At 35.6% G+C, this 18,789-nt stretch carries 21 protein-coding genes and 1 tRNA gene; 19 read left to right on the forward strand and 3 right to left on the reverse strand.

The features are described 5' to 3' along the window. Positions 1 to 5: 5 nt before the first annotated feature. A complete protein-coding gene (locus GWK10_RS00735; protein ID WP_164028987.1) occupies positions 6 to 458 on the reverse strand; it encodes a DUF4442 domain-containing protein in 453 nt (150 codons plus the stop codon). 194 nt (positions 459 to 652) lie between these two features. Between GWK10_RS00735 and GWK10_RS00740 the strand changes: the two genes are divergently transcribed. From GWK10_RS00740 to GWK10_RS00780, 9 genes are all read left to right on the forward strand, one after another. Continuing rightward, positions 653 to 1,117 carry a DUF4870 domain-containing protein gene (locus GWK10_RS00740; RefSeq protein ID WP_164028988.1) on the forward strand — a complete coding sequence of 155 codons (465 nt, stop codon included), beginning with the start codon at positions 653 to 655 and terminating at the stop codon, positions 1,115 to 1,117. A gap of 7 nt (positions 1,118 to 1,124) precedes the next feature. Next, positions 1,125 to 1,631: a nuclear transport factor 2 family protein gene (locus tag GWK10_RS00745; protein ID WP_164028989.1), complete on the forward strand. Its 507-nt coding sequence runs from the start codon at positions 1,125 to 1,127 to the stop codon at positions 1,629 to 1,631. A 198-nt stretch (positions 1,632 to 1,829) separates the two neighbouring features. Further along, positions 1,830 to 2,174 (forward strand): PadR family transcriptional regulator, encoded by a 345-nt coding sequence (locus tag GWK10_RS00750; RefSeq protein WP_164028990.1) that lies wholly within the window; start codon positions 1,830 to 1,832, stop codon positions 2,172 to 2,174. Next, positions 2,167 to 3,939 (forward strand): PspC domain-containing protein, encoded by a 1,773-nt coding sequence (locus tag GWK10_RS00755; protein WP_164028991.1) that lies wholly within the window; start codon positions 2,167 to 2,169, stop codon positions 3,937 to 3,939. The genes GWK10_RS00750 and GWK10_RS00755 overlap by 8 nt, the downstream gene beginning before the upstream one ends. A gap of 238 nt (positions 3,940 to 4,177) precedes the next feature. Beyond that, the gene (locus tag GWK10_RS00760) at positions 4,178 to 4,903 is read left to right on the forward strand and encodes a head GIN domain-containing protein (RefSeq protein WP_164028992.1); all 726 of its coding nucleotides are present in this window, start codon (positions 4,178 to 4,180) and stop codon (positions 4,901 to 4,903) included. A gap of 19 nt (positions 4,904 to 4,922) precedes the next feature. Then, on the forward strand, positions 4,923 to 5,462 hold the full coding sequence (locus GWK10_RS00765; protein WP_164028993.1) for a hypothetical protein: 540 nt from the start codon (positions 4,923 to 4,925) through the stop codon (positions 5,460 to 5,462). A gap of 96 nt (positions 5,463 to 5,558) precedes the next feature. After that, the gene (locus GWK10_RS00770) at positions 5,559 to 6,659 is read left to right on the forward strand and encodes a hypothetical protein (protein ID WP_239540651.1); all 1,101 of its coding nucleotides are present in this window, start codon (positions 5,559 to 5,561) and stop codon (positions 6,657 to 6,659) included. 46 nt (positions 6,660 to 6,705) lie between these two features. Beyond that, positions 6,706 to 7,716 carry a dipeptide epimerase gene (locus tag GWK10_RS00775; RefSeq protein ID WP_164028994.1) on the forward strand — a complete coding sequence of 337 codons (1,011 nt, stop codon included), beginning with the start codon at positions 6,706 to 6,708 and terminating at the stop codon, positions 7,714 to 7,716. Then, positions 7,713 to 8,750: an aminotransferase class I/II-fold pyridoxal phosphate-dependent enzyme gene (locus GWK10_RS00780; protein WP_164028995.1), complete on the forward strand. Its 1,038-nt coding sequence runs from the start codon at positions 7,713 to 7,715 to the stop codon at positions 8,748 to 8,750. Before GWK10_RS00775 ends, GWK10_RS00780 begins: the two co-directional genes overlap by 4 nt. A gap of 37 nt (positions 8,751 to 8,787) precedes the next feature. On the opposite strand, the gene trxB is transcribed toward GWK10_RS00780, so the two are convergent. Further along, the gene (gene trxB, locus GWK10_RS00785) at positions 8,788 to 9,750 is read right to left on the reverse strand and encodes a thioredoxin-disulfide reductase (RefSeq protein WP_164028996.1); all 963 of its coding nucleotides are present in this window, start codon (positions 9,748 to 9,750) and stop codon (positions 8,788 to 8,790) included. A 225-nt stretch (positions 9,751 to 9,975) separates the two neighbouring features. Here trxB and GWK10_RS00790 point away from each other — a divergent pair, with 225 nt between their 5' ends. From GWK10_RS00790 to GWK10_RS00800, 3 genes are all read left to right on the forward strand, one after another. After that, the gene (locus GWK10_RS00790) at positions 9,976 to 10,449 is read left to right on the forward strand and encodes a hypothetical protein (RefSeq protein ID WP_239540653.1); all 474 of its coding nucleotides are present in this window, start codon (positions 9,976 to 9,978) and stop codon (positions 10,447 to 10,449) included. 92 nt (positions 10,450 to 10,541) lie between these two features. Beyond that, complete coding sequence (locus GWK10_RS00795; RefSeq protein WP_164028997.1) at positions 10,542 to 11,348, forward strand: PspA/IM30 family protein; 807 nt, start codon at positions 10,542 to 10,544, stop codon at positions 11,346 to 11,348. Between the two features lie 246 nt (positions 11,349 to 11,594). Continuing rightward, positions 11,595 to 11,668, forward strand: a tRNA-Arg gene (locus tag GWK10_RS00800). A gap of 166 nt (positions 11,669 to 11,834) precedes the next feature. Here the strand turns inward: GWK10_RS00800 and GWK10_RS00805 are convergent. Next, a complete protein-coding gene (locus GWK10_RS00805; protein WP_164028998.1) occupies positions 11,835 to 12,341 on the reverse strand; it encodes a nicotinate-nucleotide adenylyltransferase in 507 nt (168 codons plus the stop codon). Positions 12,342 to 12,538: 197 nt separating this feature from the next. Between GWK10_RS00805 and GWK10_RS00810 the strand changes: the two genes are divergently transcribed. From GWK10_RS00810 to GWK10_RS00840, 7 genes are all read left to right on the forward strand, one after another. After that, a complete protein-coding gene (locus GWK10_RS00810; protein ID WP_164028999.1) occupies positions 12,539 to 12,976 on the forward strand; it encodes an Hsp20/alpha crystallin family protein in 438 nt (145 codons plus the stop codon). 195 nt (positions 12,977 to 13,171) lie between these two features. Continuing rightward, positions 13,172 to 15,340: a PAS domain S-box protein gene (locus GWK10_RS00815; RefSeq protein WP_164029000.1), complete on the forward strand. Its 2,169-nt coding sequence runs from the start codon at positions 13,172 to 13,174 to the stop codon at positions 15,338 to 15,340. Next, positions 15,318 to 16,397, forward strand: a complete 1,080-nt coding sequence (locus GWK10_RS00820; protein WP_164029001.1) for a response regulator — start codon at positions 15,318 to 15,320, stop codon at positions 16,395 to 16,397. The genes GWK10_RS00815 and GWK10_RS00820 overlap by 23 nt, the downstream gene beginning before the upstream one ends. A 100-nt stretch (positions 16,398 to 16,497) precedes the next feature. Further along, positions 16,498 to 16,989, forward strand: a complete 492-nt coding sequence (locus GWK10_RS00825) for a hypothetical protein (protein WP_164029002.1) — start codon at positions 16,498 to 16,500, stop codon at positions 16,987 to 16,989. Positions 16,990 to 17,127: 138 nt separating this feature from the next. Beyond that, positions 17,128 to 17,322 (forward strand): hypothetical protein, encoded by a 195-nt coding sequence (locus GWK10_RS00830; protein ID WP_164029003.1) that lies wholly within the window; start codon positions 17,128 to 17,130, stop codon positions 17,320 to 17,322. Positions 17,323 to 17,341: 19 nt separating this feature from the next. Next, positions 17,342 to 18,208 carry a C-GCAxxG-C-C family protein gene (locus GWK10_RS00835; protein WP_164029004.1) on the forward strand — a complete coding sequence of 289 codons (867 nt, stop codon included), beginning with the start codon at positions 17,342 to 17,344 and terminating at the stop codon, positions 18,206 to 18,208. Beyond that, positions 18,205 to 18,786: an outer membrane beta-barrel protein gene (locus GWK10_RS00840; RefSeq protein WP_164029005.1), complete on the forward strand. Its 582-nt coding sequence runs from the start codon at positions 18,205 to 18,207 to the stop codon at positions 18,784 to 18,786. Before GWK10_RS00835 ends, GWK10_RS00840 begins: the two co-directional genes overlap by 4 nt. Positions 18,787 to 18,789: the final 3 nt, after the last annotated feature.

Genomic DNA, 18,789 nt, shown 5'->3' on the forward strand with positions numbered 1-18,789 from the left:
AAAGATTATTTCAACTTAACAGTCCATTCAAAATTAAAGGTAGAAACCACTATTCCATCTTGATTAACGCCAACCGACTTCATCCAAACAGTTTGTCCCTCTCCAGTTTCGATAGTTTTAGAAATAGCTTCATCAATTAAATGGCCATCATTACAAGTAAAGGTTATTCGGCCAGTAGCTTTTTTAGAAAAATTAGCATTATTATTTTGTACTAACATGGAAATTTTGCGTCCGCTATTTCTAATTGCTGCGGTTACCATCGCTCCCGTTGCCATTTCCGCAGCCATACCTTGCACTGCCCAAAACATGCTATTAAACGGATTTTGATTAATCCAACGGTGTTTAATACTTACAACACAGGTTTTAGCATCAATACTTTTTACTCGCACACCACACAACCAGCCTGATGGTAATTTAAATGCGCTGAATATATTGATATTTCTAGGGGTCATCTTCATTTAGCCGAGTTTTAAGCGTCTAAAATAGGTAATATATAGATAGTTTAAAATGTTAAATTATTCTTAATTTTTAGTACTATGTATTGCATAATACCTTTTTTTAGACATATATTTGCATAAGCGAGTACTATATAGCACTCATCATCAATCAAAACGAATAGTATTATTCGAATAAACAAAACGAACCGTTAATCATGGAATCATCCGTTAATCAACATCAACAAAATTTAAGTGCAATCATTCACTTAAGTACTTTTTCAAAGTATTTTATCCCATTTGGCAATTTCATTTTACCCTTGGTATTATGGTCGTCTAATAAAAAGGATTCCGCTTTTGTTGATGCAAATGGAAAAAATGCTATCAACTTTCAAATTAGTTTGTTGTTATATAGTATTGCTCTTGGAATTATTAGCGTACCCCTATTTTTTCATTTCTCTATGGACATTTTTAATGTTTTTGATCTTGCTGAGCACAATACTCATGAATTCAAGATCGATAATTGGAGAGATGTTAGAGGGAATTTTTTACTAATACTAGTAATCTTACTTTTTAGTTTAGGGTTATTTCTTTTAGATATTTTTTCAACGGTTATGGCCACTATTAAAGCCAACAAAGGAGAAGTGTATAACTATCGTTTTGCAATTAATTTTATTAAATAAACAAAACATGAAAAAGCAACAGTACGTACTAATATTTCTGCTAAGTATTACCGGATTTGGTAATGCGCAAATGCATGAAAAGTCAGATTTATATAAAACTTTGCGTGTGCAAGACAGTTTATTATTCAATGCGGCTTTTAGTACTTGTGATACTGCATATCTAGAAAATCTTTTTGTAGAAGACTTTGAGTTTTACCACGACAAAGGTGGAATTACAAAGGGTAGAGATACATTTTTGAAGCCGGTAAAAGAAAGTTGTGTACAACGCGATATGAATAAACCTCAGCCAGCCAGAAGAATATTAATACCAGGAAGTTTAAAGGTATTTCCTTTAAGGAAAAACGGGGTGCTGTATGGCGCTATCCAACACGGAGAACACAGCTTTTCGTCACTAAATAATGATGGGGTCTACGTACCGGGTGACATTGCAAAATTCACACATGTCTGGATATTAGAAAACAAAAAATGGAAATTAAAACGAGAATTAAGTTATGATCATCAATTACAACAATAAAGTACCTGGCCTCATCAACCATATTTAAGGTACAACTTTAATCAATCAAAAGACCTCTTGCTTCCTTCTCCTTTTTCGGAGAAGGGATCAAGGCAAGAGCAAAACAGTTTAACCTATTCGGTATTAAAACCGAATTACATAAACAGCCAGTATTACCCTCATCAAGTAATTGGTAGTTTATAAAACAGAAAAGAACAGATGAAAATAGAAAACACAAAAGCACAAATGCGCAAAGGAGTGTTAGAGTATTGCATCTTATCGATCATTCAAGATGAAGATAAGTACGCATCAGAAATACTCGGTACACTTAAGGACGCAAAAATGCTGGTGGTTGAAGGAACGATCTACCCATTATTAACCCGGCTTAAAAATGCTGGTTTATTAAATTACCGATGGGAAGAATCAACTTCAGGGCCACCAAGAAAGTATTATCAATTAACCGAGATCGGACAAAAATTTCTGGCCGAGTTAAACCACACATGGCAAGAATTACACAATGCAGTCACTATCGTAACAAGCCAAAAAACAACAAGCAATGAATAAAACAGTCAACATAAATCTTGCAGGTACCTTCTTCCACATTGACGAAGACGCCTATTTAAGGTTATCAAGATATTTAGAGTCGATAAAACGGTCGTTTACAGATTCTCAAGGTAGAGATGAGATCGTTCGTGATATCGAAGCTAGAATAGCCGAGCTTTTCACTGAGAAAATGCAAAACGATAAAACGGTAATTAGTTCTAAGCATGTCGATGATGTGATCGAGATCATGGGCCAGCCAGAAGATTATCTGGTTGATGATGATATTTTTGAAGACGGACCTCAGCAAAAATCTTCGAGCTATCGTTCAGAATCTGGGCCATCAAAAAAACTGTACCGAGATACAGATAAGCAATATATAAGTGGTGTATCTGCAGGACTAGGACACTATTTAGGTATTGATGCTATATGGGTTCGTATTTTATGGGTCATACTAGCCGCAAGCACTGGTGGTGGAATTATCTTAATATACATCTTATTTTGGGCAATTGTGCCCGAAGCAGCGACGACCAGCGAGAAGCTGAGTATGCGGGGAAAGCCAGTTAACATCTCAAATATAGAACGAAAGATCAAAGAGGGTTTTGATGATGTTTCTGAAAAAGTAAAAAGTGTCGATTACCAATCATATGGTAATAAGGTGAAAAGTAGTAGCCAAACATTTTTTGATGCCCTTGCTTCAATTTTTAAATTCGGATTTAAGGTAGTAGGTAAGTTTGTAGGTATTATTCTGCTTATCGTAGGTGCTGCCATGCTAATTAGTTTAATTGTCGCCTTCTTTGGTGTTGGTACTTTTAGATTTATGGATGCTCCTTGGATGGACTATGTAGAACTAGCAAACATCGGTGCTCCTTTATGGGTAGTAAGCCTGCTAACGATCTTTGCTGTTGGTATCCCATTTTTCTTCATCTTGTTACTAGGATTAAAACTCCTAATAAGCAATTTGAAATCAATAGGTACTCCAGCAAAGTTAATCTTACTTGGTCTTTGGTTTGTAGCAGTTATTATTCTAGCGGTATTAGGAGTTCGCCAGGGTACTGAGCGTGCGTATCAAGGCGATATCTCAAAAACAGAGGAGCTTAATTTTACTGCAAGGGATACGCTTTATGTTCAAATGAACCAAAAGTTTAATGACGTTTATAGTGAATATCATTATAACGACTTTAGCGTCGAATATGATGATAACGATAATAAAGTAATTTACTCTAATGATGTGCGGGTTGTTGTTAGATCAACTGACGAACCAAATGCAAGCATTAGAATAACCAAGAGTGCACACGGAAGTAGCCGTCGAAATGCAAGAACACATGCCGAAGTAATTAACTATGGCTATGCAGTTGAAAATAATAAACTGATTTTAAATACATATTTGACCGCAGCTTATGAGGAGAAATTTAGAGATCAAGAAGTCGATATTGTATTGTATTTGCCTGAAGGCACTCATATAACATTCGACCGAAGGTTTAATCGCTTTAGTCAGAGTTATCGTGGTATCGAGTACAAGCGCGACTATGCCGACTATCTTTTAAAAGTTGAGAAAGATACTTTCGACTGTCAGGATTGTCCTGAAGAAATTAAAAATGAAGATTGGGAATACAAAGACAATGATTGGGATCAAGACCAAGAAGGCATCAAGATCGATGAAGATGGAGTAAAAATCAAAAAAGACAATTTTGACCTTGAAATCGATGAAGACGGGCTTCGAATGGAAACAAAAGATTCCAAACTAAAAATCGATGAAGATGGTGCTCAGATCAAAACTGATTCTTAATTACAATCGGTCGGCATAAAATGACAATTCAGTCAATATTACTATTTAATTGTTTAAACCATATATACTTTTAACACATCAATCAAAATAATCAAATCAAAACAATGTCCGGTTGAGCGCAGTCGAAACCTTTCACATATAAGCAGTAATAGATAGTTCTCGACTGCGCTCGAACAGACATTGAAGAATAATTTTAAAACACTAACATCAATTATAATCAATCAAAAAAACAACAGTCATGACACAATTAACAAAATTCATTTTAGGTATTATACTTTCGCTTTTGGTAAGCTCTTGTGCTTTCGATATTAATCTAGGCGAAGGGGAACGAGGCAACGGTAATGTAATTTCTGAAGATCGAAATGCGTCAGAATCATTCACTCGAATAAGTGCTCAAGAAGGACTTGATGTATACGTTACTCAAGGAGAAACAGCTTCCATTCAAGTAGAAGCTGATGAGAATATCATGGAACTTATCAGAACAGATATAGACAACGGAAGATTGCGAATTCACGCTGATAAAAACATAGGCCGTGCTACTAAAAAAGTTTACGTAACCCTGCCTGTTATCGAAGCCTTAGAAGCATCTAGCGGCGCAGACTTAATTACTAAAAACATCATCAAAACAGAAACTATTAGACTAAAGAGTAGTAGTGGTGCTGATTTAATCGTAAAAGTAAGTGCTAACGAAGTAGATGCTGATTCTAGCAGCGGAGCAGACATTAGACTATCTGGTGAAGCAAAAAAGTTAATTGCTGAAGCCAGTAGTGGTAGTGATATTAAAGCATCTGATTTTAATGTAGAGGACTGCAATGCAAGTGCTAGTAGTGGGTCGGATATCTTAGTAAGTGTTAGTGGTAAATTAATTGCCGATGCTAGTAGTGGTGGTGATATTCGTTATAGAGGTGAACCAAAAAGCATTTCTAAAAACAAGTCGGCTTCTGGCAGTGTAAGTAAGCAGTAAACCAATACTGTAACTAATCATGAAAACCAAAACATTAGATAAGCTTCAGTATATACTACCATTAGTTGTACTTATTTTATTTAGCTGTCAACTAGCATGGGATTACCATCACGATGGTATACCAAGGCACTACCTTTTGCACGATCCTAATTTACCAAGTTTTTCAAACTGGTGGGGACTGCTTACGGTTCCTTTAGTGAGCTTTTTCCTAATTTATAGGAGCCGCCAAAGAATACATAAAAATAACTGGCAGCTAGTGCCTTATGAAAGTAGGTTACTTTTCATTTTAGGGTTAATAGTGGCAGTTAGTTTTTCAATAGGGTTTAATCAAGATTGGGCGTATCTGCATTATTTCGCATTGTCGCTAATAGTAGCCTCTCTCTTTATACCCTTGTATAAGTCAGAGTTTTTAGTCGGCTTTATAATTGGCATGGTCTTCACTTTCGGAGCAGTATTACCAATTATTATAGGTATTGTATATGCTGCTTTATTCGCGCTGTGCTATCTAGTCATCCGAAAAGGTATGACTTGGCTGGTGCGAAAGCCTGAAAAAATTTAATAAAATAGCAATAACAACCAACCAATGTAGTTAGTTAGTGTTCCCCTTATGGTCTTTTTCTAAAAGATGGTAAGGGGATTTTTAAGTAATTTAAAAATGAAAATCAGATTAAGCTTAGTTCTAATTTTATTGTTAATAGCCAGCTGCAATACCAAAAAAGGTGAATACGTTTGTCAGCCTTGTGATCAAGAATGTGATCTCCTAACTTTTACAGAATCTGGATCCTGCCCTCATTGTAAGATGGATTTAATCGCTAAAAGTAAAACCCCAAGTTTCGATGATTTAATTACTAAGAATATTGAGCTTAATACGGGCTCGGGTAGCTTTACTATAGAAGATACTAAAAAAGCAGAACGAAGAGCAATCCAGATTTTTTATCATAAACCAAAAAACTTCACTACAGAATCTAAAATTTTAATTGTAGTTCCAGGGGCTGGTAGAAATGGTGATAGCTATCGAGATGCTTGGATAGAGGAATCAGAAAAGTATGGGGTTTTGGTGATTTCGCCCAAGTATCCCGAAAATTATTACGCTTTTAAAGACTATCATCTCGGTGGATTGATTAGCAATCCCAATATGAGGGAAAGTATCACCTATGCAAACAACTCGAACAATGTCACATTAGATGAAGATAAATTTAGCTTCGAAATCAATACCGATGCGAAAACATTGCTTTTTGATGATTTCGATCGAATATTTGAGTTAGTGGTAGAAGCCACAAATTCTAATCAAACGACCTATGATATTTTTGGGCACTCAGCTGGTGGGCAGATATTACATCGTTTCGTTTTATTCTATCCAGAAAACAAAGCCAACCATATCATCGCTGCAAATTCGGGTTTTTATACGATGCCAGATACATCTACAGCATTGCCATTTGGTATTAAAGACACTCATCTAAATGAAGAAAATTTGAAAGTCTCATTTAAAAACAAACTCGTTGTTTATTTAGGCGCTCAAGATGATGAAAATGAAACGGGAGGCACATTGTTACGCTCTGCAACTGTCGATAAACAAGGATTAGGGCGGCTTTCGAGAGGAAAACACTTCTATGAATTTGCCGAAGAACTCTCTAAAAACATGAACACTCCATTTAACTGGTCTATAAATGTAGTGCCAAATTCTGGCCATGATCATCGAAAAATGGGAGATGCAGCAGCTCGTTTCCTGTATGAGAATCAAAGTACTATCAAATAATTTTCATGAAAAAATGGTGTATTTTTATTAAAGAATATCATCATGCATGCAGCTTCAACTAAAAAAGTATAGACTTCAACTTAAACACACATTTACCATATCTCGCGAATCCCATGATTTTCAAGATTCGATAGTGGTTGGTCTTTCTGAAGATAGTGTTACTGGTTATGGTGAATCTACTTCAAATCCATACTATAATATTACGCAAGGCTCGCTAGAAAATGAGATAAATACAGTTAGAAATGAGATTGAAAAACATGAATTTACCAACCCCGATAATTTTTATGAGCTATTAAATTCATTAGAGTTGACCAACTTTGCCAAGTGCGCTTTAGATCTTGCTGCAAATGACCTTTACGGAAAGTTATTAGGTAAACCTCTTTATAAAATTTGGGGAACATCTAGTTATAAGTACCCTATTACCAACTTTACAATTGGTATTGCTGATGTAGATACCATGGTTGCAAAAATGAAAGAACAACCTTGGCCTATTTATAAAATTAAACTGGGTACCGCAGATGACGTTGCGCTTGTAACCGAACTTCGAAAACATACGGATGCTATTTTTCGCGTTGATGCTAATTGTGCTTGGTCAGCAGAAGAAACTATTCAAAACAGTTCCGCTTTAAAAGACTTAGGAGTTGAATTTATCGAGCAGCCGCTAAAGGCTTCTAATTGGGAAGGCATGCGATCGGTCATCAATGCATCTCAATTACCCATTATTGCAGATGAAAGCTGTATTCTACCTGAAGATGTTTCAAAATGCCATGGCCATTTCACGGGAATCAACATCAAACTAACGAAGTGTGGTGGACTTACACCAGCAAGAAAAATGATCACTGAAGCAAGATCATTGGATCTAAAAGTAATGGTCGGCTGTATGACGGAATCCAGTGTTGGCATTTCTGCCATAGCACAGCTAACACCTCAACTAGATTATGTTGATATGGACGGAGCTTTATTACTAAAAGAAGATATTGCCTCCGGAATACAAATTAATGCCGATGGTAGTTTAATTTTTCCTAAAACTGGAGGTAGTGGTATTCACTTATTATGAGCAGTTTTAACGTCGATAACGCACCTGATAGAACCATTTCTATTAAAGGAAAAGAGTTCCTTTATTTTGGAGGCACTTCGTATCTAGGCTTACAGACGCTCGCTGAATTTCAAGACATTTTAATTGAGTCCATTAAACAATATGGCTCTAATCACGGAGCCTCTCGAAAAGCCAATTTACAATTCAGTATTTATGAGGACGCTGAGGAACTACTTGCAAACACCTGCAAAGCGGAAAAAGCAATTACACTAAGCTCTGGTTTTTTAGCAGGACAGTTAGTCTCCAATTATTTCGATGATGACACCTATGACTGTTTTTTTGCACCTAAAACACATGAAGCACTATTAGGCAGTAATACCAAAATAAGCACATCTTTTGATGAATTGATAGATCAAGTTTCTAAAAGCAAAAAACAAGTTGTGATTTTTTGCGATGCCATCGATTTTTACGGGGCGAACTACCCTGACTTTAACTGGCTAAAAAACATCGATTTAGCCAACATTATTCTAGTTGTAGATGATTCACATGGAATTGGACTTGTAGGAAACTATGGCGAAGGCATTTACAATCATTTATCTCATTTAAAAGTAAAAGAATTGTTGGTTTGCGCATCTATGGGTAAAGGATTCGGAATACAGGCTGGTGTGATATTAGGAAAAGAAAAAACAATAAATCAAATCAAAAAATCGCCTTGGTTCGCAGCGTCTAGTCCAGCGAGTCCGGCTTTTATGGCGACCTATAGCAATGCGCAACATATTTATCAAGAAAGACTTCAAAAATTAAAAAGTACTATTCAACTTTTTAATAATGAATTAAAGTACTTATCCCATTTTCGCTATATGCCCCACTACCCTACTTATAGTTTCCAAGACAAGCGTCTAGTCAATCATCTTTTTAGGAACGACATTATCATTACTAATTTTCCTTATCCGAACGAACATTCTCCTGAAGTACATCGAATTGTTATGAGTGCATACCATAGCTCAGATGATATCAAAAAAATAACCGCAATAATCAATGATTATTACGGTTAGTCAACTGTCAATAACAGTAATATTTTGTAAAATAAATCTAAGCTTCTACAGCACTTTCTACTTTAGAAAGGTAGCGTTCTGCATCTAAGGCCGCCATACATCCTGTTCCTGCAGCTGTAACCGCTTGACGATAGTCCTTATCTTGAACATCGCCAGATGCAAATACACCCGGTTTGTTCGTTTTTGTGGTCTTACCTTCGGTTATAACATATCCGGTATCATCCATATCTAACTGGCCTTTAAAAATATCAGTATTTGGTTTGTGACCAATAGCGATAAATAATCCAGTAATCTCGATTTCTTCTTTTGCTCCAGTTTGATTATTAACCATGCGTAGGCCCTCTACTACTTGCTCACCTAAAACCTCATCGATTTCAGTATTGTATCGTAAATCAATATTTGGGGTTGCTGTAACACGATGTTGCATCGCTTTACTAGCACGCATGTGATCTTTACGAACTAACATGGTTACTTTATTACAAATTTTAGATAAATAAGTAGCTTCTTCTGCAGCTGTATCACCACCACCAACTATGGCAACATCTTGACCTTTATAAAAGAATCCGTCACAAACAGCACAAGCTGATACTCCACCTCCACGAAGACGTTGCTCACTTTCTAATCCTAGATATTTAGCTGTTGCACCAGTTGAAATAATAACTGTCTCTGCTTCTATTTGCTTATTACCATCGACGATAATTTTGTGAATTCCGCCTTCTTCGTCGCTAAAATCAACCTCAGTCACCATGCCAATACGAACCTCAGTTCCGAAACGCTCAGCCTGTTGTTGTAACTGCACCATCATAGTAGGTCCATCAATACCTTCAGGATATCCCGGAAAATTATCGACTTCAGTTGTGGTGGTCAATTGGCCACCAGGCTCCATACCAGTATACATGATCGGTTTCATATCAGCACGAGCAGCATAAATTGCGGCTGTATAACCTGCAGGACCACTTCCTATAATTAAGCATTTTATTCTTTCTACTGTATCAGACATAATAGTTTCTTCTTTATAAGACAAAAGTAGGTTTTTTGATCAAAAACTTACATTCAATTTATCAACATTCATAATTGTATTATTTCGTTTAACTATAGACTAAAAAACATTGGATATAGTCAAAATTAGCTTCTCCACTATAAGGACCTAGAACGGCTTAGTTAATTATTTTGTATCTTGTATAAGGCTACTATTTAGATCATTAACCCATAAACGCCTTAAACCATGAAAGCACTTGCAATTTTCACTACTTTCCTTTTTCTATTGGTTTCATGCAACCAGAAAAAAGAAGAGAAAGTCTCCTTGACAGAAACAGATGTTAACATAAGTACTACCCCATCGATGGAAGGTGCATGGGAACTTGTTAACTACTATAGCTACGACGGAGAGAATGTTACTGATACAGTACCGATGTCACAAGGCTATCGTCAGATCAAAATTTATAGTGGTAATAAAGTAATGTGGTCTCGTAAAGTACCTATGGATTCAATTGAATGGTATGGCTATGGTACCTACACAAATTCCGAAGATGAGTTGGTCGAAACTCTAGACTACGGTTCAGCATCAATGCTAAAAATAATTGATACTATGAGGGTGTTTAGTTTTGAGCTGCAGATAGATAAAGATACATTTACCCAGATTACTGTGGGCGAAGAGGGAGTCCGAATTTCCTCAGAAAATTATAGGCGACTAGAGTAAGTTGTTAATTGTCTTGTTCACATTAAATAAAGGTGGCTATTGAATTATTCATTTGGATGGTTAATTTAGCAGCGATTTTATAGCAAATACGTATGAAAAAGACTTTTACATTAAGTATCATTTTATTGTTGATCACTACAGTTTCCTTCGCTCAGAATAAAAAGGAGTTGATACGGCAAAAAGAGGAGCTAAAAGCGCAATTAGATAGTGTAACCAACGAACTCTACGCGGTAAAGCGAAAAGTAAGCACGGCAGAGGTAAAAGCGGATTCATTTAAGGCACAAGTTGAAGACCTTAAAAACACCAATGCCACTTTACTAACTAATATTGAAAGTTTTACTGCGCTTTCAAATCAGAAGTCATCCAATTTAGAGCAGTCTCTTGAGAGCATGAAAGAAAAAGACATGCAGTTAGAGGCTATTAATAAATCACTTTATTCACGTGACTCTGTAGTATTGGTTTTGGTAACAAAGCTAAATAAGGCACTACAAAATGTACAAGGATCTAATGCTGCAGTTACTTCAGGAAACGGGAATGTGGTTGTCACTTTTAACAATGATTTTCTTTTTGATGAAAAAGGTATTAAACCAACTGCAGATAGCACTGTCGAAAGCATTGCAGTTGTACTTCAAAATGAAATAAATAATGTTGACATTTCAATAGAAAGTCAGTTAGAAGTATCAGATTCATTAACAAGAGGGAAGAACTGGATGGAAAGCATTCGAAAAGCTTCTTATCTTGGAAATAGATTAGAAAATAAAAATAAGTTAGCCGTTTCTGGGCTAAAGTCTTTCGAAAGTGAAAGTATGAATATTGATGCTCCGATGGTTACGAAGATTTCCTTACAACCTGCGCTCAGGAGATTTTATGAAGAAGTAAAATCCTTTATAAAAAATTAAAATTTGTAAAGGGCAAATAAATATTAAATCCTATATTTGCAGCCGAAAAATTAGCTCGGATAGCTTCTTAAATTAAAGTTATTCATCAATTAATAAGTATAGCGATTCAAAGGCCATCGCATCGGCTGGCCCTGTCGCTGAAAATTTCAGGAGTTAAACGCTACTCTTGGCGACTTTGAGAATCCAGCGCACCAGCTGGCACCTCACTGCAAAAGACCCACAGGGTCTTTTACAAGCGTTCGGTCCGGTCGCGTAGCTCAGCTGGATAGAGCATCTGCCTTCTAAGCAGACGGTCACAGGTTCGAATCCTGTCGCGATCACGAATAAATGAAAAGCAAGCGAAATAATAAAGCTTGCTTTTTTATTTTGTGAGGTTTTTATTTTCAAAGCGGAACGCTTTTGGATATTTAATCCTGTCTCGATCACAATAATCAATAAACCACGCTAATTAAGCGTGGTTTATTTCTTTATAGAAGAAATATTGCACTACAAGAAGTTTCCCTCGGCATCACTTTTTACTCTAAGTTTTTTATCTCCATTTTTAAGTTTAATCTTATATGTTTTTTTTGCGCCCTTCTTTTCTCCATAAGTGACTTTGTAAACATCTTTTTCAACCTCCCATCCCGGAAAGCGTTTAACTAATGCTTTTCGAACCTCTTGCGGTAAGTTAATATCTTTAAATCGTTCAATAGTCCTGATAATTTTACCATCCTTATCATAAGCCGCTACAATCTTACCATCAGGTATGTAAAAAGACACTGTATAATAATCATACTCATCATTATAAATATCCGAGTTTTTTAAATCGAAATTAGCCACTTTTCGCTCCAACATTTTTACCGGTAAAGCAGCATCTTTGGTTCCAACTTGATTTACATACTTATAGTTAACAGCTGTAACAACAACTTCAGCCAATTTTTCTTCTTTGACAATCTGACTATAGGCGTTTCCCACAAATACAAATGCCAGTACTGTTATTATAATTCTTTTCATGATCTAAGTTTTTAGTTATTATGAATTCTACCTTAAAAAATCAGTTCGAAGTTAGAATGCGCAGACTGCTTATTAAATGACCCTTATCAACTCATAATTACTTCAACAAGGGCACTATTGACACAGATCATTTTCAGTATGCCGTTTGCGCTCTAATTTTATTATTTGAAATGCATTACTAATTAAAATTGAACGATATGACACTACTAAAAACGAGAAGACGACGACCATGGAGAAGTTTAATGAATTCACAATTCATTGATATGGATGACTTTTTTGAGGACAACTTTTGGTTGCAAAAAAAGGACACTCCTGCTCTAAACATTAAGGAAGCCGATGATCATTTTGAAATAGAATTAGCCGCTCCAGGCTTTTCCAAAAAGGATTTTGAGGTAACTATTGATGATCAAAACCTGAATATTTCTGCAAAAAAATCAAGTAAGAAGGAGGATAAAAAAGATGGATACACTCGAAAAGAGTTTAGCTACGATAGCTTCGAAAGATCTCTTATGCTTCCTGAAAGCGTGAAACAGGAAAAAGTTACTGCAACATATAAAAATGGTATTCTACATTTTGACTTGGCAAAAAAAGAAGGTGCCTTAAAACCCCAACATAAGGTGATTGAGATACAATAGTTTTGGAGTTTTTTAGGGGAGTCTATGACTGACATAGACTCCCCTTTTTTATGCTGAAAAGTTCATTTCCTCAATTCTATTATCTAACATAAAATTCAGTTTAGACGTAATAGAAGTATGACCAAAATCATAGTAATACTATACTGTTTAAAATACATTTAGGCCGATTTTAAATGGCATGTTATTACTATAAAAATGATGAATGATATCGCGTTAAATAGTGATGTATATAAAACTATTTTCCAAACTGTCACCCAGGGAATATTGGTAGTAGATGAATTCGGCATTATCTTAAAAGCAAATCCTGCATCTGAAAAAATGTTTGGGTATGATAAAAATGAACTTGAGGGGTTAACAATAGAACAACTTATACCACAGAAACTAAGAGTAAAACATAAGGATCTTAGGAAGTCATACATTGCTAATCCAAAGACTCGCTCCATGGGCATAGGGCTCGATCTACACGGAGTTAAAAAAAATGGTGGTCTTTTTCCAATTGATGTCAGTCTTAGTCCAATGAGATGGAACAACAAGCCTACAGCAATAGCATTTACAATTGATACTTCTGAACTGAAAAAAAAGGAACTGCTGAAAAATTCTATTCAGCTTAGTTTAGAAATGATTACACTTCACAAACCATTAAAGAGCATTTGCGATCAAATATGTTCGATTTTTGATAGTAATGTATCCGATTGTAAATCTGCAATATTAATACTCGACCCTAAACAAAACTTATTATACAATCTTTCGGGATCGAAACTCCCCAGCGAGGTTAACAAAACAATCGATGGAATAACAATAAGAGATAAAAATGGCTGCACTTGTGCTTGCTCAAGAACCGCTCTATCAAAAAAAGAAACTATACTCACCAATTTAAAAGAAGATTACTCTTGTAAAGCATTCGAAAAACCAAGGTTCGATGACAATATACTCGCCACTTGGTCTTATCCTATTCTAGCGACCACCAATGATTTACTTGGTGTTTTTGCAACTTATTGCACAAATGAAAGAAAACCAAGTATCAAGGAAAAAGCACTAATAAACGATCTAATTAGACTTATCAGTATCGCGATTGAACAGTTTAATACAAATAATGAACTAAAAGCTAATAGAGAAAAGCTTCAAAACTATTCCTCTCAATTAGAAGCAAAAGTAAAGGACCGCACTCAAGAAGTTGCGGGCACTGTACAGAAATTAGTAGAATCGAACTTAAAGTTAGAGGACCAAATGGCTTTGGCCAAAATCGCTAGGAACGAAGCTATTGCACATCAAGCCTTATTAAATGCGATAGGAAGCAATTTCCCAAAAGGAATAATGGTGGTTGTTAACACGAATCATACTATAGTATTTGCAGAGGGTGAAGATTTAGAAACAATAGGATTTAAAAAAAATGAATTATTAGGATTAAAAATTGATGATCTGCAAGTGTTTAGTCAATCACAACTGTTAAAAATTCAAGAGAACGTCGAGAATACACTTAAAGGCCAGCATTTATCCTTCCAAACTAATTATAAGCACAAAACATACTCCGTTAACTCAACACCGCTTTTTAATGAGGATATCATAATTGCGGCACTGTTTGTTTATACTGACATTTCATCTCAAAAAGAGGTTGAATTAGAGATTATTGAGGCTTTGAAAAAAGAACAGGAATTAAGCGAGTTAAAATCTCGATTCATTTCAATGGCATCTCATGAATTTAGAACTCCGCTTAGTGCTATTTTATCTTCGGCTGACTTATTAGAGAAATTAAGAGAACTAGGACTTGATGAAGGTCGGGTAAAATATTTGAAACGTATAAAATCGAATGTAAAAACCTTAATGAGTATTCTGAATGATTTTCTATCGCTAAGTAAACTAGAAGAGGGGAAAATCATTGTAAAACCAGAAAAAATTGAAATCGTTTCATTTATAACTGAGTTGACAGGCGAGATCGCTACAATGAAGAAGGAAGGTCAAACCATAAAAATTGATAAAGAAGTCGACCAACTTGATGTTGTAATTGATAAAAAGCTTTTACGCAACATCTTCATTAACTTGCTATCAAATGCCATTAAATACTCTTCTACTGGTACTGAAATACAAATTGGCATATCGCACGAAGGCTCAAATCTATTATTAAAAGTCACAGATCAAGGTATAGGCATCCCAGAAAAAGAACAACTCAATCTATTTAAACGTTTCTTCAGGGCGGGAAATGCAGGCAATACACAGGGCACGGGTTTAGGGCTTTTCCTGGTAAAAAACTACGTTACTATTCTTGAGGGAAAAATCAGTTTTAGCAGCAAATTAAATGTTGGCTCCTCCTTTATTGTTGAATTACCCATAAACCAAAAACACCATGAAAAAAATACTGATAATTGAAGATAACATCGATGTCCGCGAGAACACAGCGGATATTTTAAAACTGGAAGGGTTCGAAGCCATAACCGCAACTAATGGCAAAGAAGGTATACAAAAAGCCATGCAGCAACGTCCAGACCTTATTATTTGCGACATAATGATGCCCAAAATGGATGGATATGAAGTGCTAGAATATCTTAGTAATCGCCCTCAAAGTGGCGGAATTCCTTTTATTTTTTTATCTGCTAAATCAGAAAAAAGCGATATGCGAAAAGGTATGAACCTAGGTGCAGACGACTATCTTACAAAACCTTTTGAAGCAAGCGAGTTATTAGATGCGATTAATTGCCGATTGGATAAAAACACATTTTTAAAGAAAGAATTTGAGAAAAACCTTGATGGCATTCATGCATTTATCAAAGAAGCCTCTGACTTGCTTGGTGACACGATAATTTCAACAAAATATGACATTGCCAATTATGAACGTAGTGAGGATGTTTATTTAGAAGGACATCCCGCAAACAATTTGTTTTATATCAAAAGTGGGAGTCTTAAGACCTATAAAACCACAGAAACGGGTAAAGAATTTGTTACGGGAATGTATGGCCCTGGCAAATTCGTTGGACAATTATCAATATTAAGCAAAAAAGAATCTTACATAGAAACTGCAACAGCTTTAGAAGCATTAGAGGTATTTAAAATTCCGAAATCAGACTTCCTTAAACTTATTGGTCAGGATCACATTGTTTCACAAAAGTTTATAAATATCATTTCGAATGATTTAGTTGAAATTCAAGATCATTTAATAAACATGGCCTTTACTCCAGTGCGACAGCGAGCTGCTAGAGCTTTGCTAGAACTAGCTGATAAGGGAATCCTGAAATATGAAGATGATCACGGAGCAGGAATACCTCGTGATGATTTTGCCGGACTCATAGGTACCGCTACTGAAACAGCGGTAAGAGCCTTATCGCAGTTTAGAAGTGAAGGGCTTATAAAAATGGGATCACTTCGAAAAATAATAATACTTAATAAAGAAAAATTACAACATATCGCTGACTATAATTTGGTTCATTGATTGAAAATGATGCCAGTTGATGAATATCAATTAAAAAAACTGGATTCAATACTAATTTTGTGCTTTACAAATGGTGTAAATCATCCTAGTATCAGGCATCATGAATACGGTTTCATTACATAGCGAAGAGAAGAGCATACATATTCAAATAGTTGATAGTATGCCAGAAGTTGTTGCTCTGCTTGAAGATAATATTAAGCACAAAACCAAATCGCTTCATACCTCAATTTTAGGAAAGCTGAATATATCCGAAACGAAAAAACATCAGCTTGAAGCTATTATAGACAAACAAAAACAAACTTGGAAGCGTATTTTAAAATCGCAGCCAAACTTTAACTATCACAACACAGCAGAAGTGGGAATTTTATTTTCTGTTGGTCCTATTTCCAAAATATTGGCAAACAAAGTAAACGGAAAAGCAATAGCAGAACTATCCAATGGTATTTATGGCGTATTACGAGGCTTAGGCGCATCTGAGTTTCAAGCTGCCTCTTATATAAAAGCACTACAAAATGATCGCTTTATCATAATTCAACGAGAAAGTCTTGAAGGCATTGATAAGAAACATTTCTCTAGGTTATACAAGTACTGAAATGATCGCTTAAATATTATACGTCCTTATTAAACCAGATTAACCGAGATAGCCCGAATCCGTTTTTCTCCAGGATGACATTCGTCATTTAGTTTCTTTCCTTCTTAAACTACCTTACTACTGCATAAACACAATCACATGAAAACTGAAAAAAATGATAAAAGCCCCTGGGAAAATGAAAAAGGTACTTGGGCAATAGGTGGGGCCACAATGATCGGGGTCGGCGTTGGATTAATTTTTGTAAAAACAGCCCCCATATTAATGGCCGCTTCAATAATTATTGGGGTTGGAGTCGGTTTAGTTCTTTCATCCTTTATTTCCAGTAGAAGCTAAGCTTTTCAACCTTATAGTTATGAATAACACAATAAGAACACATAATGACGCTAAGGAAATTTTTAAAAAATGCGGCACTTGTTCAAGAACATTTGCGCATATATTAAACCGAGAATTTGACGAGGTACAAATCAATGAAGAAATAGCCTTAAACCCGCTAGCTGGTGGTATTATGAATCAAGGACATCAGTGTGGTATGCTATGGGGTAGCAGTTTGGCAATTGGGGCAGCAGCATTCCGCAAATTTGAAGATTCTGAAAAAGCCATGTATGTTGCTATAAAAGCTACCCAAAATATAATTCAATCATTTGTAGAAACATCTGGCGCTACTAACTGTAAAGATCTTATTGGATATGATCTTACTAGTGTTTTAGGTATGGCAAAGTTCATGATTAAAACTACTCTTAAAGGAATGAAAAACACCTACTGTTTTAACCTAGCTGAGGAGTGGGCGCCCAAAGCGATAGAAGTAGCTGAAAATGCATTATCACAAGGAAATGACAATACCATTAGCCCAGTTAATAGTTGCGCATCACAGGTTGTTAGAAAAATGGGAGGAAATGATGAACAATGTACTACCGTCGCAGGCTTTGCTGGAGGATTAGGGTTAACAGGAAATGCCTGTGGAGCATTAAGCGCAGCTATTTGGATGAAAATGCTTGATTGGTGCAAAGCTAATCCCGAAAAAAAACCTCCTTTTTTTAACAATCCTACAGCAAAAAAAATCCTGAAAAGATTCAAAGAAACTACTGGTAACATAATGTTATGTAGTGAAATATGTGGTAGAAAATTTAAATCAGTTGAGGACCATACTGAATATCTAAATGAAGGAGGTTGTAAAGAGCTTATAGATAAGCTATCAAAAGTGCAAAAAGTACTACTATGAATACAATAAAAAGAATAATCATCTCTGTTTTTGTCTTGCTACTATATCAAACAATTGATGCGCAAGAAAAATGGGGATTACAGTTTAGACCAGGTATGAATTTTGCAACTGAGGATTTAGATATCTTAGATTCTCAAGTAGGGTTTGGGTTCGAAATTAGCTGGTCTTACAAATTTGAAGAGCATTTCGGGCTTTATACAGGCTGGAGTTGGAATACCTTTAGAGCAACTGAAATAGATAGAAATAGAAACGATCTTGATATATCTAGTTTTACATTTGGCCTAGATTATTCACACCTAATTAACAAAACTAACCTTTCTTATTTTGCTCGATTTGGTGGCATATACAACAAGGTAAAATTAGAGGATACGAATAGTGATATACTTTCAGAATCGGACTATGGATTAGGGTGGGAAATTAGCGCAGGAATAGAAATTGCCCTTGGGAGCAGCACATGGTATCTAAGACCTCAAATGGGCTTTCGATCACTTTCAAGAGATCTAATAATTGAAAATTTGAATTCTGAAATTAAATTAAACCACATCGTACTTAGTGGTAGTGTAATTAAAAAATTCTGAACT

Source organism: Spongiivirga citrea, from assembly GCF_010671565.1.
Classification (GTDB): Bacteria; Bacteroidota; Bacteroidia; order Flavobacteriales; family Flavobacteriaceae; genus Spongiivirga; species Spongiivirga citrea.

Coding starts and splice junctions, on each gene's coding strand:
- GWK10_RS00735 (WP_164028987.1), bottom strand. CDS start 458: ATGAAGATGACCCCTAGAAATATCAATATATTCAGCGCATTTAAATTA.
- GWK10_RS00740 (WP_164028988.1), top strand. CDS start 653: ATGGAATCATCCGTTAATCAACATCAACAAAATTTAAGTGCAATCATT.
- GWK10_RS00745 (WP_164028989.1), top strand. CDS start 1,125: ATGAAAAAGCAACAGTACGTACTAATATTTCTGCTAAGTATTACCGGA.
- GWK10_RS00750 (WP_164028990.1), top strand. CDS start 1,830: ATGAAAATAGAAAACACAAAAGCACAAATGCGCAAAGGAGTGTTAGAG.
- GWK10_RS00755 (WP_164028991.1), top strand. CDS start 2,167: ATGAATAAAACAGTCAACATAAATCTTGCAGGTACCTTCTTCCACATT.
- GWK10_RS00760 (WP_164028992.1), top strand. CDS start 4,178: ATGACACAATTAACAAAATTCATTTTAGGTATTATACTTTCGCTTTTG.
- GWK10_RS00765 (WP_164028993.1), top strand. CDS start 4,923: ATGAAAACCAAAACATTAGATAAGCTTCAGTATATACTACCATTAGTT.
- GWK10_RS00770 (WP_239540651.1), top strand. CDS start 5,559: ATGAAAATCAGATTAAGCTTAGTTCTAATTTTATTGTTAATAGCCAGC.
- GWK10_RS00775 (WP_164028994.1), top strand. CDS start 6,706: ATGCAGCTTCAACTAAAAAAGTATAGACTTCAACTTAAACACACATTT.
- GWK10_RS00780 (WP_164028995.1), top strand. CDS start 7,713: ATGAGCAGTTTTAACGTCGATAACGCACCTGATAGAACCATTTCTATT.
- trxB (WP_164028996.1), bottom strand. CDS start 9,750: ATGTCTGATACAGTAGAAAGAATAAAATGCTTAATTATAGGAAGTGGT.
- GWK10_RS00790 (WP_239540653.1), top strand. CDS start 9,976: ATGAAAGCACTTGCAATTTTCACTACTTTCCTTTTTCTATTGGTTTCA.
- GWK10_RS00795 (WP_164028997.1), top strand. CDS start 10,542: ATGAAAAAGACTTTTACATTAAGTATCATTTTATTGTTGATCACTACA.
- GWK10_RS00805 (WP_164028998.1), bottom strand. CDS start 12,341: ATGAAAAGAATTATAATAACAGTACTGGCATTTGTATTTGTGGGAAAC.
- GWK10_RS00810 (WP_164028999.1), top strand. CDS start 12,539: ATGACACTACTAAAAACGAGAAGACGACGACCATGGAGAAGTTTAATG.
- GWK10_RS00815 (WP_164029000.1), top strand. CDS start 13,172: ATGATGAATGATATCGCGTTAAATAGTGATGTATATAAAACTATTTTC.
- GWK10_RS00820 (WP_164029001.1), top strand. CDS start 15,318: ATGAAAAAAATACTGATAATTGAAGATAACATCGATGTCCGCGAGAAC.
- GWK10_RS00825 (WP_164029002.1), top strand. CDS start 16,498: ATGAATACGGTTTCATTACATAGCGAAGAGAAGAGCATACATATTCAA.
- GWK10_RS00830 (WP_164029003.1), top strand. CDS start 17,128: ATGAAAACTGAAAAAAATGATAAAAGCCCCTGGGAAAATGAAAAAGGT.
- GWK10_RS00835 (WP_164029004.1), top strand. CDS start 17,342: ATGAATAACACAATAAGAACACATAATGACGCTAAGGAAATTTTTAAA.
- GWK10_RS00840 (WP_164029005.1), top strand. CDS start 18,205: ATGAATACAATAAAAAGAATAATCATCTCTGTTTTTGTCTTGCTACTA.